General features: G+C 73.0%; 12 protein-coding genes and 1 riboswitch. Of the genes, 3 read left to right on the top strand and 9 right to left on the bottom strand.

The window, feature by feature from the left end:
- Positions 1-59: 59 nt before the first annotated feature.
- The gene (locus RIN80_RS06105) at positions 60-911 is read right to left on the bottom strand and encodes a sulfurtransferase (protein WP_309094461.1); all 852 of its coding nucleotides are present in this window, start codon (positions 909-911) and stop codon (positions 60-62) included.
- 253 nt (positions 912-1,164) lie between these two features.
- Here RIN80_RS06105 and RIN80_RS06100 point away from each other — a divergent pair, with 253 nt between their 5' ends.
- A complete protein-coding gene (locus RIN80_RS06100) occupies positions 1,165-1,968 on the top strand; it encodes a VOC family protein (protein WP_309094460.1) in 804 nt (267 codons plus the stop codon).
- 30 nt (positions 1,969-1,998) lie between these two features.
- Here RIN80_RS06100 and RIN80_RS06095 read toward each other — a convergent pair whose 3' ends face one another.
- The 4 genes from RIN80_RS06095 to RIN80_RS06080 all read right to left on the bottom strand — a co-directional run bounded on the left by RIN80_RS06095 (position 1,999) and on the right by RIN80_RS06080 (position 7,402).
- Positions 1,999-2,649 carry a thymidine kinase gene (locus RIN80_RS06095; protein WP_309094459.1) on the bottom strand — a complete coding sequence of 217 codons (651 nt, stop codon included), beginning with the start codon at positions 2,647-2,649 and terminating at the stop codon, positions 1,999-2,001.
- Positions 2,650-2,692: 43 nt separating this feature from the next.
- The gene (locus RIN80_RS06090; RefSeq protein ID WP_309094458.1) at positions 2,693-3,889 is read right to left on the bottom strand and encodes an alkaline phosphatase family protein; all 1,197 of its coding nucleotides are present in this window, start codon (positions 3,887-3,889) and stop codon (positions 2,693-2,695) included.
- Complete coding sequence (locus tag RIN80_RS06085) at positions 3,889-4,476, bottom strand: DUF5998 family protein (RefSeq protein WP_309094457.1); 588 nt, start codon at positions 4,474-4,476, stop codon at positions 3,889-3,891. The genes RIN80_RS06090 and RIN80_RS06085 overlap by 1 nt, the downstream gene beginning before the upstream one ends.
- Positions 4,477-4,579: 103 nt before the next feature.
- Complete coding sequence (locus RIN80_RS06080; RefSeq protein ID WP_309094456.1) at positions 4,580-7,402, bottom strand: GNAT family N-acetyltransferase; 2,823 nt, start codon at positions 7,400-7,402, stop codon at positions 4,580-4,582.
- Between the two features lie 173 nt (positions 7,403-7,575).
- Here RIN80_RS06080 and RIN80_RS06075 point away from each other — a divergent pair, with 173 nt between their 5' ends.
- Positions 7,576-7,857 (top strand): HPr family phosphocarrier protein, encoded by a 282-nt coding sequence (locus RIN80_RS06075; protein ID WP_014675499.1) that lies wholly within the window; start codon positions 7,576-7,578, stop codon positions 7,855-7,857.
- Between the two features lie 186 nt (positions 7,858-8,043).
- Here RIN80_RS06075 and RIN80_RS06070 read toward each other — a convergent pair whose 3' ends face one another.
- The 4 genes from RIN80_RS06070 to RIN80_RS06055 form a co-directional block, all read right to left on the bottom strand.
- Positions 8,044-8,739, bottom strand: coding sequence for a GntR family transcriptional regulator (locus RIN80_RS06070; RefSeq protein ID WP_309094455.1), 696 nt, complete (start codon positions 8,737-8,739; stop codon positions 8,044-8,046).
- 187 nt (positions 8,740-8,926) lie between these two features.
- The gene (locus RIN80_RS06065; protein WP_309094454.1) at positions 8,927-9,715 is read right to left on the bottom strand and encodes a M23 family metallopeptidase; all 789 of its coding nucleotides are present in this window, start codon (positions 9,713-9,715) and stop codon (positions 8,927-8,929) included.
- A 12-nt stretch (positions 9,716-9,727) separates the two neighbouring features.
- Positions 9,728-9,891, bottom strand: a riboswitch (cyclic di-AMP (ydaO/yuaA leader).
- Between the two features lie 194 nt (positions 9,892-10,085).
- Positions 10,086-11,474: a pitrilysin family protein gene (locus RIN80_RS06060; protein WP_309094453.1), complete on the bottom strand. Its 1,389-nt coding sequence runs from the start codon at positions 11,472-11,474 to the stop codon at positions 10,086-10,088.
- Positions 11,471-12,859, bottom strand: a complete 1,389-nt coding sequence (locus RIN80_RS06055; RefSeq protein WP_309094452.1) for a pitrilysin family protein — start codon at positions 12,857-12,859, stop codon at positions 11,471-11,473. Before RIN80_RS06055 ends, RIN80_RS06060 begins: the two co-directional genes overlap by 4 nt.
- A 218-nt stretch (positions 12,860-13,077) precedes the next feature.
- On the opposite strand from RIN80_RS06055, the gene RIN80_RS06050 reads away from it, so the two are divergent.
- Positions 13,078-15,470 (top strand): DNA topoisomerase IV subunit A (locus RIN80_RS06050; protein WP_309094451.1); only part of this gene is annotated, 2,393 nt, incomplete at its 3' end.

The following is a 15,470-nucleotide window of genomic DNA, read 5'->3' as shown; positions in this document are numbered from 1 at the left end:
GCCGGTCGTCGTACGTGTGGGGGCCGCGCGCGCAAGGCGCGGCCCTTACGCGCGTGTGCTCACTGCGGGTCGGGCCCCACCGCGACCGGGCGGTCCGGGTCCGAGGACCACTCCGACCACGAGCCCACGTACAGCTCCGCCGGGAGGCCCGCGATCGCGAGCGCCAGCACCTGGTGCGCCGCCGACACGCCCGACCCGCAGTACACGCCGACCCGCGAACCCTCCGACACCCCGAGGCCCTTGAAGCGCTCCCGGAGCGTCTCGGCGGGCAGGAAACGGCCGTCGGCGCCCACGTTCTGGGTCGTGGGCGCCGACACCGCGCCCGGAATGTGCCCGGCCACCGGATCGATCGGCTCCACCTCGCCCCGGTACCGCTCCCCCGCCCGAGCGTCCAGCAGCACCCCGGACCGCGCCAGCGCCGCCGCGGCATCCGCGTCGAGCAGCCCCGCGGCCCCCGGCTCGGGAGTGAAGTCGCCCTCCGCCGGGGCCGGCACGCTCTTCTCCAACGGCCCCTCCCACGCCGGCAACCCGCCGTCGAGGACTCGCACGTCCGGGTGACCCGTCCAGCGCAGCAGCCACCACGCCCGGGCCGCCGCCCAGCCCTGGCCGCCGTCGTAGACGACCACCGGCCTACGGGACGACACGCCCGCCCGGCGCATCGCCGCGCCGAAACAGGCGAGGTCGGGCAGCGGATGCCGGCCGCCCGCACCCGGAGCCGAGGCCAACTCCCGGTCCAGATCGACGTAGACGGCCCCCGGCAGGTGCCCTGCCTCGTACGCGGCCCGCCCGTCGAACGGCGGCTCACCGGAGGCCTTGGCGGCGGTGAGCTGCCAGCGGACGTCGAGCAGGACAGGCGGGTTGGGGCCCGTCAGACCGCTCGCGAGGTCGGCTGCGGAAATGATGGCGTTCATGGTCCCCATCCTCGCGCACCGGGTGGCCGAGCCGTCGCGGTCCGGCTACTCTGCTCCGCCGAACCGGGTCGATCACGCGGCGTACGGGAACAAGCACATGCTGTACAGCTGAACGACACCTGCTGACAAGCGCGCCGCAAGGGACAGCGCCCCGCACATCGGGCATTCTCCCGGACGTGGGTCGTCCCGCACAGCGAGCCCCACGAGGGCTGCGGAGAGCACCGGCCACCACTAGGCCGAGAAGAGAGTGACGATGAGCGACGCACCGGCGTCCACCGGCCCGAACGGCGCACCACCCGCTGGCCACGCGCCCGGCACGCCCTGCTGGGCGAGCCTGATGGTGCACGGCCTGGCCACGACCGAGGAGTTCTACGGAGCGCTGTTCGGCTGGGAGTTCCGGCCCGGCCCCCAGCAGCTCGGCCCGTACGTGCGCGCGCTGCTCGACGGGCGGGAGGTGGCCGGCATCGGGCAACTGCCGCCGGACCGGCACCTGCCCATCGCGTGGACCCCCTACTTCGCCTCGCGCGACGCCGATCTGACGGCCGAGACGGTGCGCAGCTGCGGCGGCACGATCGGCGTGGGCCCGCTGGACGCCGCCGACGCCGGCCGGCTGGCGATCGGCTCCGACCCCTCGGGCGCGGTCTTCGGCGTCTGGCAGGCCGCCGCGCACCTCGGCACGGCCGTCTCGGACCTCCCCGGCACACCCGCCTGGAACGAGCTGCTCACCTTCGAGTCGGCGACCGTCGCCAAGTTCTACCGGACGGTGTTCGGCTACGAGGAGGAGCCGGTGGTCTCCGCCGACTTCGACTACGTCACGCTGCACCTCGGCGGCCGGCCCGTCGCCGGTGTCCACGGCCTGGGGCAGTCTCTGCCCCGCGACCGGGGACCGCACTGGGTGACGTACTTCCAGGTCGACGACGTCGCGGACGCCCTGGACCACCTCGTCCACCTGGGCGGGACCGTCCTGCAGCCGGTGCGGGACACCCCGCAGGGACGGGTGGTTGCGGTGGCGGATCCGGAGGGAGCGCGGTTCGCGCTGCTCCAGCGGCCGGACTGACCGGCCGCGTGCCCCTGCCCGGCACCGGGTTCAGGCGGACGTCACCGGCAGGACGTCCGGGGACAGGGCCGCCGCGCGGGCCGTCGCGGCCGTCATGCGGCGGCGGTGGTGGCGGCGGCACAGCACCTCGTAGCCGACCTCGTCGGCGGAGTGGGTGACGTCGCCGACGACCACCTGGGCGCCCTCGACGACCATGACGCCGCCTATCGTGCGGGCGTTGTGCGTGGCGCGCGCCCCGCACCAGCACAGGGCCTCGACCTGGAGCACCTCGACCCGGTCGGCCAGTTCCACCAGCCGCTGGGAGCCGGGGAACAGCTTGGAGCGGAAGTCGGTGGTGATGCCGAAGGCGTAGACGTCGAGCCCCAGGTCGTCCACGACACGCGCGAGTTGGTCGATCTGCTCCGGTGCGAGGAACTGCGCCTCGTCGGCGATCACGTAGTCGGCGCGGCCGCCCCGCGAGAGGTGGTCGACGAGGTAGGTGTAGAGGTCCTGTCCGTCCTCGACCTCCACGGCGTCCGTGACCAGGCCGAGGCGTGAGGACAGCTTGCCGTGGCCGGCGCGGTCGTCGCGGGAGAAGATCATGCCCTGGAGCCCGCGGGCGGAGCGGTTGTGCTCGATCTGGAGAGCCAGCGTCGACTTCCCGCAGTCCATCGTTCCGGAGAAGAACACCAGCTCGGGCATGGAGGGTTGAGCGCCTTTCGGTGGAAGGGGGCGGCGTGCGGTCTCAGGAGCGTACTTCGAGCAGGGGGACCAGCTGCTCGGCGGGGGTCATCGAACCGTGGTTGCCGACCATCGCCGACTCCTTGGGCTCCCGCTCGGAGGCGATGAGCAGGACGTCGTCGCGCGCGGCGGCCACCACGTCGCCGATCCGGTCGTAGACCCGTGCGTCGACCTTCGGGCCGAACCAGCCCGCCTCGATGGCCTGGTCGCGGGAGGCGACCCAGAACTGCTCGCCGAGCACCTCGCGCCAGCAGGTCAGCACGTCGTTCGCGGCGCCCGGCACCGCGTAGACGTGCCGGGCGCGGCCCTCGCCGCCGAGCAGGGCCACTCCGGCGCTGAGCTCCCAGTCCTCGTCGAAGTCGATGCGGTGCTGCTCGTCGAAGGGCACGTCGATCATGCCGTGGTCGGCGGTGACGTAGAGGGCGCTGCGCGGGGGCAGTTGCTCCGCGAGGCGCTGGACCAGGCGGTCGGCGTACATGAGCTGGCCGCGCCAGGCGTCGGAGTCGACGCCGAAGCGGTGGCCGGCGCCGTCGACCTCGGCGAAGTACGTGTAGACCAGGGAGCGGTCGCCCGCGGCCAGTTGCTCGGCCGCCAGGTCCATGCGGTCCTCGCCGGTCAGCCGTCCGAGGAACGTTCCGCCGCTGAGCGCCACCCGGGTGAGCGGGGTGTTCTCGAAGGCCGGGGAGGACACCTGCGCGGCGTGCACGCCCGCCTCGTGGGCCAGCCGGAAGACCGTGGGGTACGGCTGCCAGGGGCCCGGCGGGGTCCAGGGCTGCCAGCGCAGCTGGTTCATCAGCTCGCCGGTGTCGGGGTTGCGCACGGTGTAGCCCGGCAGGCCGTGCGCGCCGGGCGGCAGGCCCGTGCCGACGGAGGCCAGGGAGGTCGCCGTGGTCGCCGGGTAGCCGGCGGTGAGCGGACGCCCGGTGCCGCCGCGCGAGGTGGCGAGCAGGGACGTCATGAACGGGGCGTCCTCGGGGTGCGCCTTCAGCTGCTCCCAGCCGAGGCCGTCGATCAGGAACACGCAGTTCCGGTCGGCGGGGGTCAGCTCGGGGATCGCGGCGGTCATGCCCGGCACGCCCAGCCCGGCGGCCAGGGTGGGCAGCAGGTCGGCGAGGGAGCCGCTGCCGTACTCGGGGGTCGGTGCGGAGGCCACGGTGAGCGGTTCGGGGTGCTGGTCCCAGGCCGTCTTCGGCTGTGCCATCAGCGGGCGCTGTCCGCGGTCGCCTCGGAGAGGGCCTGTGCGAAGGCCAGGGCCTGGCGCACGGTCTCCGGTCCGTCCCCGGCCTCGCTGACGCGCAGGCTGAGGTCGTCCGCCGTGGAGTTGCCGGTGTAGCCGTGGTCCGCCTCGCAGTTGGGGTCGCCGCAGGCGGCCGGCTCCAGGTCGATGCGGGAGACGGCACCCCAGCCGATGGTGAGCACCACCTCGCGGGGCAGGGTGCCCGGCTTGTACGACTCCGGGTTGGCGACCACGCGGCTGACCACGATCGACGAGATCCGGCCGATCTTCACGGATTCCGTGGACGTCGTGGCGTACGGCGTGGGGGAGGTGCTGTCGGCGGCCTGTTCGTCGGTGTGGCTGACGATGAAGCGGTTGTCCGTGAGGACGAGCACCGTCACGTGCCGGCGCACCTCGTTCTGGTCGAACGTCGTCTCCTGGTGGACCAGGTACGACCGGATGGGCTCGCCGCCCACGGCGGCCTCCACCGCCTCGGCCACGAGGGCCGGGTAGTAGCCGCTGCGCTCGATCGCCGCCCGCAGCCCCTGGGTCGTCGTACTGGTCTTGGCCATGACGCCCATCCTACGGGGGAGCACTGACTGCGAGGCACCGCTCGCCCCCTGCCAGTGCGCGAGGGGGCTCGGTGGGCCCGCCCGGTGCACGGGGAAGGTCCGCTCAGTAGGCGGGGAGCGTCCGCGGACCGAGGTCGTCGCGGGCGGGCGGCGGCGCGAGGCGGACGGAGGCGCCCAGGACGCTCAGGCCGTGGGCGGCGACGACGACCGGCTCCAGGGTGACCGCCACGACCTCGGGATGGTCGTCGACCAGCCGCGAGACGCGCAGCAGCAGCTCCTCCAGGGCAGCGGTGTCGGCCGGTGCCGAGCCGCGCCAGCCGAACAGCAGGGGTGCCGTGCGGATGGAGCGCACCAGGGTGCTCGCCTCGAGGTCCGTGACGGGAATCAGCCGGTGCGCCGTGTCCCCGAGCAGTTGCGACGCGGCTCCGGCCAGTCCGAAGGAGAGCACCGCGCCGGCCGCCGGGTCGATGACGGCCCGGACGACGACGTCCACGCCGCGCGGTGCCATGCGCTGCACGACGGGGCGCAGCTCGTCCGGCGCGCCGAACATCTCGGCCAACTCGGCGTACGAGCGGCGCAGTTGCTCCTCGTCGGCGAGGTCGAGGCGGACGCCGCCCAGGTCGGCGCGGTGCCTGAGGTGCGGGGCGGTGGCCTTCAGGGCCACCGGGTAGCCGAGGGCGCGGGCGGCGTCCGCGGCGGCGTCCGCGGTCGGAGCCGGCAGGGCGCGGTGGACGTGGATGCCGTAGTGGCCGAGCAGGTCGCACGTCGCGTCCGTGCCGAGCGTGAGTCCCTGCCCGCGTGCGAGCAGCCCGCCGATCAGGGCGGCGGCGCCCTTGACGTCGATGTCGTCGTACTCGGGCACCTTGCCGGGGTCGGCGGCGTCGCGCCGCCACTGGGCGTACCTGAAGGCCTGGCCGAGGGCGCGGACCGCGCGTTCGGCGGCGGGGTAGGCGGGGATCAGGTGGGCGCCTTCGGGGGCCCGGGCGGCGGGGGGCGGTGCCGTCGCGGACTCCGGGCCGGGGGCGGGCCGCGGTGGCCTGTCCGCCTCGGACTGGGGTGCCGTGCTCGCCGCGGCCGACAGGGCCTCCGCGAGGCCGCCGAGCTCCACGTGGACGACCAGGACCGGCTTGGCCGGTGCGGCGGCCGCGGCCGAGCGCAGGGCCTCGGCGAGGGCCGCGTCCGCGACCGAGCCCTCCCCCACCGCCGGTATGGCGGTGACGACCACCGCGTCGCACCGGTCGTCGGCCAGGGCGCGGGCCAGGGCGGCGTGGAAGTCCGCTGCGGAGGCGGCCGTGGTCAAATCCTGCGGTGGGTGCGGTCGCAGTCCCTCGGCGAGGCAGGCGTCGTAGGTGAGCAGGCCGAGCGACTCGGAGTTGCCGAGGATCGCCACCCGGGGCCCGGCGGGCAGGGGCTGGCGGGCGAGGAGCAGACCGGCGTCCACCAGCTCGGTGATCGTGTCGACCCGGATCACGCCGGCCTGCCGCAGCAGGGCGGAGACGGTCGCGTGCGGCAGCCGCGTCGCCCGTACGGCGTGCCCCTGGGGAGCCGCTCCGTGCCGGGCGCCCTGGACCACGACCAGCGGCTTCGCCGCGGCGGTGCGGCGGGCGAGGCGGGTGAACTTGCGGGGGTTGCCGATGGACTCCAGGTACATGAGGACGACGTCGGTGTCGGGGTCCTCGTACCAGTACTGCAGGACGTCGTTGCCGGAGACGTCGGCGCGGTTGCCGGAGGAGACGAACGTGGAGACGCCGGTCACGCCCGTGACGCCGCCGCCGCGCCGGTGCAGCCGGGACAGCAGCGCGATGCCGATGGCGCCGGACTGGGCGAACAGGCCGATCCGGCCCGGGCGCGGCACCTCGGGGGCGAGGGAGGCGTTGAGCCGTACCCGGGGGGAGGTGTTGATGATGCCGAAGGCGTTCGGGCCGATGATCCGCATGCCGTACGTGCGGGCCTGCCGCACGAGGGCGCGCTGGCGTTCGCGCCCCTCGGGGCCGCTCTCGGCGTACCCGGCGGAGACGACGACCAGTCCCTGCACGCCGTGTTCGCCGCACTCGGTGACGACCTCGGGGACCTGCTCCGCCGGTACGGCGACGACCGCGAGGTCCACGGGGCCGTCGATGTCCCGCACGGAGCGGTGGGCGGGCACCCCGTCGAGCTCCTTCCGCTCCTCGGGCAGGGCCCTGTTCACGGCGTACAGCCGGCCGGTGAAGCCGGCGTCCCGGATGTTGCCGAGGACGCTGCGGCCCACCCCGCCCGGGGTGCGTCCGGCGCCGATGACGGCGACCGAGCCGGGGGCGAGCAGCCGCTGCACGGACCGGGCCTCGGCGCGGTGTTCGCGCGCGTACTGCACGGCGAGGGAGCGGTCGGTGGGCTCCAGGTCGAACTCCAGGCGGACCACGCCGTCCTCGAAACTGCGCTTCTGGGTGTACCCGGCGTCCGTGAAGACCTTGATCATCTTGGTGTTGGCGGGCAGCACCTCGGCGGCGAAGCGGCGGATGCCGCGCTCCCGGGCGACGGCGGCGATGTGTTCGAGCAGAGCGGAGGCGACGCCGCGGCCCTGATGGGCGTCCTGCACCAGGAAGGCGACCTCGGCCTCGTCGGCGGGGGCGGACGCGGGCGTTCCGTCCGGGCCGATCCGGTCGTAGCGTACGGTGGCGATGAACTCGCCGCCGACCGTGGCCGCGAGTCCCACCCGGTCCACAAAGTCGTGGTGCGTGAAGCGGTGGACGTCCTTGGCGGACAGGCGAGGGTACGGCGCGAAGAAGCGGTAGTACTTCGACTCGTCGGAGACCTGCTCGTAGAAGCTGACCAGACGCTCGGCGTCATCGACGGTGATGGGCCGGACGCGCGCGGTACCCCCGTCGCGCAGCACCACGTCGGCTTCCCAGTGGGCGGGATACTCGTGCCGGTCCGGCGAGGTCTGCATGGGCCCCAGAGTACGGCTAGCGCCTGACAACGGCGCGAGGCAGTCTGTGGAGGGCGTCAGTCGGGTCGAGGCCGCGATCCGACGGCACCGCGGGGCGGATCGACAGGTCCGCTCCGGGTTTCACGTATGGGAAACTGGTCTAGACAACCCTGAACAGCGAAGGGCAGCAACACATGGCTGAGCGCCGCGTCAACGTCGGCTGGGCCGAGGGCCTCCACGCCCGCCCCGCCTCCATCTTCGTCCGAGCCGCCACGGCCGCAGGCGTCCCGGTGACGATCGCCAAGGCAGGCGGAAACCCCGTCAACGCGGCCTCCATGCTCGCCGTCCTGGGCCTCGGCGCCCAGGGGGGCGAGGAGATCGTCCTCGCCTCCGACGCCGAGGGCGCGGACGCCGCCCTGGACCGGCTGGCGAAGCTGGTCTCCGAGGGTCTCGAGGAGCTTCCCGAGACCGTCTGAGTCAGGCGAGCGGTTTTCCAGGGGTGAAGCCGCGCCGACCTTTACGGACGGCGCGGCTTCACTCATTTCCGGGCACCGGCAGGCGTCGAATTCACGAAAGGCCGCCCGGGCCTGCCGGGTCACCCGGAAATAGGCAGCATGAATAATCCCCCGCGCAACGCACGGTCTTTGTATACGGCTTCCGTGTTAATGCCGCGGGCTCGCCGTGTTTACGGGATGTTGCGGGTTCCTCACACGCTCACCGCGCTCCCGCGGGGCGCCCAGGCGCAGGCGGTGCGCGGACGTGGCGCGCTCGGTGTGCAGCGCCGTGACCGCCCGGGCGCGCTCGCTGTCACCACGCGCCACCGCGTCCACGATCGCGCCGTGCTCGGCCCAGGACTCCGCCGGATCGGCCGGCGCCTCCACCGCGTACATCCAGGCGATCTTGTGGCGCAGCTGGGTGAGCATCGCGATCAGGGCGGGGCTGCCCGAGGCCTGGGCCAGCGTCTCGTGGAACCAGCCGCCCAGGGAGCGCAGGTCGTCGCTGGTGCCCCGGCGGGCGCGCTCCTGGCCCAGCCGGACCAGGCCGCGCAGGACCTTCAGATGGGCCTCGGTGCGGCGCTGGGCGGCCCGGGCGGCGCCGAGCGGCTCCAGCAGCGCGCGCATCTCCAGCAGGTCGGCCGCCTCCTGCTCGGTGGGTTCGGCCACGCACGCGCCCGCGTGCCGCCGGGTCACCACGAAGCCCTCGGCCTCCAGCGTGCGCAGGGCCTCCCGGACGGGGACGCGCGAGACGCCGTAGCGGCGCGCGAGGAGTTCCTCGGTGAGCCGGCTGCCGCGCTCGTGGACACCCGCGACGATGTCGTCCCGGATGGCCGTGCACACCGAGTGCGCGGGAATACGCATGACCCGACCTCCGCTTAATCCCCGTGAAACGTCGACGAGTGACGTGTGTTCCGTGACTCTATTGCAATCAGCCCGAATTTCCGACGGCAGCCCGGAATCCATGGATATTTTTTGGACACGGGCTCCGGGAATGCCGAAAGGCCCCGGCTCGGTGAGCCGGGGCCTTTCGGATGCGGAGCGGGTGGCGTCAGAGGTTCACGCCGTGCGAGCGGAGGTAGGCGAGGGGGTCGATGTCCGAGCCGTACTCGGGGCTCGTGCGCGCCTCGAAGTGCAGGTGCGGTCCGGTGACGTTGCCGGTCGCGCCGGACAGGCCGATCTGCTGGCCGGGGGTGACCTGCTGGCCCACCGAGACGCCGACGGACGACAGGTGGCCGTACTGGGTGTACGTCCCGTCGTTCATCTTGATCACGACCTGGTTGCCGTAGGCGCCGCCCCAGCCGGCCTCGACGACCGTGCCCGCGCCGACGGCGTGGACGGAGGTGCCGGTGGCGGCGTGGAAGTCGATGCCGGTGTGGCTGCCGGAGGACCAGACGGCGCCGCCGGCCTTGTAGCCGGTGGAGACGTAGGAGCCCGGGATCGGGGACACGTAGCTGTTGAGGCGCTTGCGCTCGGCCTCGCGGGCGGCGCGCTCCTTGGCCTCGCGGGCCTTCTCGGCGGCCTCCTTGGCCTTCTTCGCCGCCTCGGCGGCGCGCTCCCGCGCGGCCTCCTCGGCCTTCTTCACGGCGGCGGCCTCCTCGGCCGCCTGCTTCTGCGCGACGGCCTGGGCGTCGATCTGCTGGGCCACCGTGTCGCCCATGGTGATGACGGGGGTGAGGCCGGTCTGCTCGACGGCGGGCTCATCGGCGGCGAAGGCCGGGGCGGCGACGGTGCCGATCACACCGGTGGTGGCGAGCGCCGCGACGCCCGCCGCGCGGGCCGTGCCGCGCTGGATCCTGCTGGGACGGCGATGCTTGCCGGTGGCGCGTGTGAACGCCATGAAGTGGCTGGTCCTTTCCTTCCCTCTCGCCTACCGGGTTAGCTGACGGGTTCGGAGCAGGAAGGTCTCCTACGGACCCCCTCGCGGCTCGCGCGGGCGTCCGATTCACCCCAGGGACTGCGTGGGTCCCCGGCTCCCCTGGCTCGCGCCGTACGGGGACTCGGCGATGACTGTCCGGTGCCGCGGGTGCGGCGCACTGCCTGACGAACAGCCCGGACGAAGCTAAACGGGACCACTTTCAATTCCCAAACGGATCCGGGCTTTTGTAGCGCATCCCACAGGGCAGACAGGCAACTCCCGCCCCAATTCGGGCATAAAGGAGCCCTGGCGCCTTGGAAGACAACCAGGGCTCCGTGGCGCGCGTGTGCCGTTACTCGGCGGCCACGACCGTGACCGCACCGATGCCCAGGGCCTCCACCGGGGCCTTGATCTGCGCCGCGTCGCCCACCAGGACGGTCACCAGACGGTCCACGGGGAAGGCGCTGACGACCGCCGCCGTGGCCTCCACCGTGCCCGTCGCGGCGAGCCGGCGGTAGAGCGTGGCCTGGTAGTCGTCGGGCAGGTGCTGCTCGACCTGGTCGGCCAGCGTGCTCGCGACGGCCGCGGCGGTCTCGTACTTCAGCGGTGCCACCCCGACCAGGTTCTGCACGGCGACGTCCCGCTCCGCGTCGGTCAGGCCCTCGGCGGCGAGGGTGCGCAGCACCGTCCACAAGTCCTGCAGGGCCGGACCGGTGTTGGGCGTGTCGACGGATCCGCTGATGGCGAGCATCGAGGCACCGGTCCCGTCCGGCGCGGACCGCAGCACCTGGGCGAAGGACCGCACGCCGTAGGTGTAGCCCTTCTCCTCGCGCAGGACGCGGTCCAGGCGGGAGGTGAGGGTGCCGCCGAGGCAGTACGTGCCGAGCACCTGCGCGGGCCAGACGCGGTCGTGCCGGTCCGGGCCGATCCGGCCGATCAGCAGCTGCGTCTGGACGGCGCCCGGGCGGTCCACGATGACGACCCGGCCCGTGTCGTCGGCGGTCACCGGCGGCACCGGGCGCGGCTCGGCCGGGGAGCCGGTCCAGGAGCCCAGGGTGTCGCCGAGCAGGGCGTCCAGGTCGATGCCCGTGTAGTCGCCGACCACCACGGCCGTGGCCGTGGCGGGGCGGACGTGCTTCTCGTAGAAGGCGCGCACGGCCGCGGAGTCGATCGCGGCGACCGTCTCCTCGGTGCCCTGCCGGGGCCGCGACATGCGCGAGCCCGCCGGGAACAGCTCCTTGGACAGCTCCTTGGCGGCGCGGCGGGAGGGGTTGGCCAGCTCGTGCGGGATCTCGTCGAGGCGGTTGCGGACCAGCCGTTCGACCTCGCTGTCCGCGAACGCGGGCGCCCGGAGGGCGTCGGCGATCAGACCGAGCCCCTTGGCGAGCCGGGAGGCCGGGACCTCCAGGCTGATCCGGACGCCGGGGTGGTCGGCGTGCGCGTCGAGGGTGGCGCCGGCCCGCTCCAGCTCGGCGGCGAACTCCTCGGCGGAGTGCTTGTCGGTGCCCTCCGAGAAGGCCCGCGCCATGATCGTGGCCACGCCGTCGAGGCCGGCCGGCTCGGCCTCCAGGGGCGCGTCCAGCAGCACCTCCACGGCGACGACCTGCTGGCCCGGGCGGTGGCAGCGCAGCACCGTCAGGCCGTTGTCGAGCGTGCCGCGCTCGGGGGCCGGGAAGGCCCAGGGCCGGGCCTCGCCCGCCTGCGGCCGGGGGTGGAAGTCCATCGTGGCCAGCTCGGTCACTTGGCCGCCTCCTCGTTCTCGTCGCCGGCCGCGGCTGCGGCGTCCCCGGCGGTGTCGGCCTCGTCGGTCTCGTCGGTCTCGTCGGCGACGGGCTCGTAGACGAGCACCGCGCGGTTGTCGGGGCGCAGGCGGGCCTTGGCGACCTCCTGGACCTCCTCCGCCGTGACCTCCAGGACGCGCTGCACGGCGGTCAGCGCCAGCTGCGGGTCGCCGAACAGCACGGCGTAGCGGCACAGTTCGTCCGCGCGGCCGGCGACCGTACCGAGCCGGTCCAGCCACTCGCGCTCCAGCTGGGCCTGGGCGCGCTCCATCTCCTCGGCCGTGGGGCCCTCCTCGGCGAACCGGGCGAGCTCCTCGTCGATGGCGGCCTCGATGACCGGCACCTCGACGTCACCGGACGTCTTCACGTCCAGCCAGCCCAGCGAGGGCGCCCCGGCCAGCCGCAGCAGGCCGAAGCCCGCCGCGACGGCCGTACGGTCGCGCCGCACCAGGCGGTTGTACAGGCGGGAGGACTCGCCGCCGCCGAGGACCGTCAGCGCCAGGTCGGCCGCGTCGCACGCGCGCGTGCCGTCCTCGGGCAGGCGGTAGGCGGCCATCAGGGCGCGCGCCGGGACGTCCTCCTCGACGACCTCGCGCAGCTCCTCGCCGATGATCTCGGGCAGCGAGCCGTCCCGCGGCGCGGGCTTGCCGTCGTGACCGGGGATGGAGCCGAAGTACTTCTCGATCCAGGCCAGCGTCTGCTCCGGGTCGATGTCGCCGACCACGGAGAGCACGGCGTTGTTCGGCGCGTAGTACGTGCGGAAGAACGCGCGGGCGTCCTCCAGGGTGGCCGCGTCCAGGTCGGCCATGGAGCCGATGGGGGTGTGGTGGTACGGGTGACCCTCGGGGTAGGCGAGGGCGGTGAGCTTCTCGAAGGCGGTGCCGTAGGGGACGTTGTCGTAGCGCTGGCGGCGCTCGTTCTTCACGACGTCCCGCTGGTTCTCCATCGACTCCTCGTCCAGGGCGGCGAGGAGGGAGCCCATGCGGTCGGCCTCCAGCCAGAGGGCGAGCTCCAGCTGGTGGGCGGGCATGGTCTCGAAGTAGTTGGTCCGCTCGAAGCTGGTGGTGCCGTTCAGCGAGCCGCCCGCGCCCTGGACGAGCTCGAAGTGGCCGTTGCCCTTGACCTGGGCGGAACCCTGGAACATCAAGTGCTCGAAAAGGTGAGCCAGGCCGGTACGCCCCTTGACTTCGTGGCGCGAGCCGACGTCGTACCAGAGGCACACCGCCGCGACGGGGGTCAGGTGGTCCTCGGAGAGCACCACGCGCAGACCGTTGGCCAGGCGGTGCTCGGTCGCTGTCAGGCCCCCGGAGCCTGCCTGGGCTGTGGCCGTGTGACCCATGGGCATGTACGTCCCTTCGATCGCGGAGCGGTCTTCACAACCGCGGATTCCTGCCGTCCTGCCACTGTATGCAAGCGTGCCAAGCGCCGGTGAAGTTCCCGGCGCCGGCCCGTCTCCCAGACCGCGGGAGGCCCTCGGTACAGGGGCCTGGTCCCGGTTGTCAGTGCGGCGGTCCACAATGGTCGGCGTCAGACACGGATCGCAGCAGCAAGGAGCCGGCAGCGATGGCCCGCCGCAGCACGAAGACCCCGCCGCCCGACGACTCGTACGAGGAGCGGATCCTCGACATCGACGTCGTCGACGAGATGCAGGGCTCCTTCCTCGAGTACGCGTACTCGGTCATCTACTCCCGGGCCCTGCCGGACGCCCGCGACGGCCTGAAGCCGGTGCACCGGCGCATCGTCTACCAGATGAACGAGATGGGCCTGCGCCCCGAGCGCGGGTACGTCAAGTGCGCCCGCGTCGTCGGCGAGGTGATGGGCAAGCTGCATCCGCACGGCGACGCGTCGATCTACGACGCCCTCGTGCGCATGGCGCAGCCCTTCTCCATGCGCGTCCCGCTGGTGGACGGCCACGGCAACTTCGGCTCCCTGGGCAACGACGACCCGCCGGCCGCCATGCGGTACACCGAGTGCCGGATGGCCGAGGCCACGAGCCTGATGACGGAGTCGATCGACGAGGACACCGTCGACTTCAACCCCAACTACGACGGCCAGGAGCAGGAACCGGCCGCCCTGCCCGCCGCCTTCCCCAACCTCCTGGTCAACGGCGCCTCGGGCATCGCGGTCGGCATGGCCACGAACATGCCGCCGCACAACCTGCGCGAGGTCATCGCCGCCGCCCGGCACCTGATCAGGCACCCGAACGCGGACCTCGACGCCCTGATGAAGCACGTCCCGGGCCCCGACCTGCCCACCGGCGGCCGCATCGTCGGCCTCTCCGGCATCCGGGACGCCTACGAGACCGGCCGCGGCACGTTCAAGATCCGGGCGACCGTCTCCGTGGAGCAGGTGACGACCCGCCGCAAGGGCCTCATCGTCACCGAGCTGCCCTTCGCGGTCGGCCCGGAGAAGGTCATCGCCAAGATCAAGGACCTGGTCGGCTCGAAGAAGCTCCAGGGCATCGCCGACGTCAAGGACCTCACCGACCGCGAGCACGGCCTGCGCCTGGTCATCGAGATCAAGAACGGCTTCGTGCCGGAGGCGGTGCTGGAGCAGCTGTACAAGCTGACGCCGATGGAGGAGTCCTTCGGCATCAACAACGTCGCCCTGGTCGACGGCCAGCCGCTCACCCTGGGCCTGAAGGAGCTGCTGGAGGTCTACCTCGACCACCGGTTCAACGTCGTCCGGCGGCGTTCGGAGTTCCGCCGCGGCAAGAAGCGCGACCGGCTGCACCTGGTCGAGGGTCTGCTGACGGCCCTGCTGGACATCGACGAGGTCATCCGGCTGATCCGCTCCAGCGAGAACTCCGCGCAGGCGAAGCAGCGCCTGATGGAGCAGTTCTCGCTGAGCGAGGTGCAGACGCAGTACATCCTCGACACGCCGCTGCGCCGCCTGACCAAGTACGACCGCATCGAACTGGAGACGGAGAAGGAGCGCCTCACCGGGGAGATCGAGGAGCTGACCCGGATCCTCGACTCGGACGCGGAGCTGCGCAAGCTGGTCTCCTCCGAACTGGCCACGGTCGCCAAGAAGTTCGGCACCGACCGGCGCACGGTCCTGCTGGAGTCGGGCGGTGCCCCGGTCGCGGCCGTGCCGCTGCAGGTGGCCGACGACCCGTGCCGGGTGCTGCTGTCCTCGACGGGACTGCTGGCCCGTACGGCGAACGGCGAGCCGTTCCCGGAGGCCCCCGGCGCCAGGCGCGTGAAGCACGACGTGATCATCTCGGCGGTGCCGGCCACCGCGCGCGGCGAGGTCGGCGTGGTCACCTCGGCGGGCCGGCTGCTGCGGCTGAACGTGGTCGACCTGCCCCAGCTCCCCGAGTCGATGCCGACGCCGAACCTCGCGGGGGGCGCCCCGCTGGCGGAGTTCGTCTCCCTGGAGGACGACGAGACGGTGATCTGCCTGACGACGCTCGACGAGTCGTCGCCTGGCCTGGCGCTCGGCACGGCACAGGGCGTCGTGAAGCGCGTGGTGCCGGACTATCCGGCCAACAAGGAAGAGCTCGAGGTGATCACCCTCAAGGAGGGTGACCGGATCGTCGGCGCGGTCGAGCTGCGCACGGGCGAGGAGGACCTGGTCTTCATCACCGACGACGCCCAGTTGCTGCGGTTCCAGGCCGCCCAGGTGCGCCCGCAGGGCCGCCCGGCCGGCGGCGTGGCCGGCATCAAGCTCGCCGAGGGCGCGAAGGTCATCTCCTTCACGGCGGTGGACCCGGCCGCGGACGCGGTGGTCTTCACGGTCGCGGGCTCGCGCGGCACGCTGGACGACTCGGTCCAGACGACGGCCAAGCTGACGCCGTTCGACCAGTACCCGCGCAAGGGCCGGGCCACCGGCGGCGTCCGCTGCCAGCGGTTCCTGAAGGGCGAGGACTGCCTGTCCCTCGCCTGGGCGGGCCCGAGCCCCGCGCTGGCCGCCCAGAAGAACGGCAGCCCCGCCGAGTTGCCGGAGATCGACCC

This window comes from Streptomyces sp., assembly GCF_031181705.1.
GTDB lineage: Bacteria > Actinomycetota > Actinomycetes > Streptomycetales > Streptomycetaceae > Streptomyces.
The sequence above is the reverse complement of the archived record's forward strand: the minus strand, read 5'-3'. Positions and strand labels throughout refer to the sequence as shown.

Bases quoted from the DNA above. Each gene is read 5' to 3' on its own strand.
- RIN80_RS06080 (WP_309094456.1), bottom strand. From the start codon at position 7,402: ATGCAGACCTCGCCGGACCGGCACGAGTATCCCGCCCACTGGGAAGCC.
- RIN80_RS06100 (WP_309094460.1), top strand. From the start codon at position 1,165: ATGAGCGACGCACCGGCGTCCACCGGCCCGAACGGCGCACCACCCGCT.
- RIN80_RS06075 (WP_014675499.1), top strand. From the start codon at position 7,576: ATGGCTGAGCGCCGCGTCAACGTCGGCTGGGCCGAGGGCCTCCACGCC.
- RIN80_RS06055 (WP_309094452.1), bottom strand. From the start codon at position 12,859: ATGCCCATGGGTCACACGGCCACAGCCCAGGCAGGCTCCGGGGGCCTG.
- RIN80_RS06065 (WP_309094454.1), bottom strand. From the start codon at position 9,715: ATGGCGTTCACACGCGCCACCGGCAAGCATCGCCGTCCCAGCAGGATC.
- RIN80_RS06085 (WP_309094457.1), bottom strand. From the start codon at position 4,476: ATGGCCAAGACCAGTACGACGACCCAGGGGCTGCGGGCGGCGATCGAG.
- RIN80_RS06090 (WP_309094458.1), bottom strand. From the start codon at position 3,889: ATGGCACAGCCGAAGACGGCCTGGGACCAGCACCCCGAACCGCTCACC.
- RIN80_RS06095 (WP_309094459.1), bottom strand. From the start codon at position 2,649: ATGCCCGAGCTGGTGTTCTTCTCCGGAACGATGGACTGCGGGAAGTCG.
- RIN80_RS06070 (WP_309094455.1), bottom strand. From the start codon at position 8,739: ATGCGTATTCCCGCGCACTCGGTGTGCACGGCCATCCGGGACGACATC.
- RIN80_RS06105 (WP_309094461.1), bottom strand. From the start codon at position 911: ATGAACGCCATCATTTCCGCAGCCGACCTCGCGAGCGGTCTGACGGGC.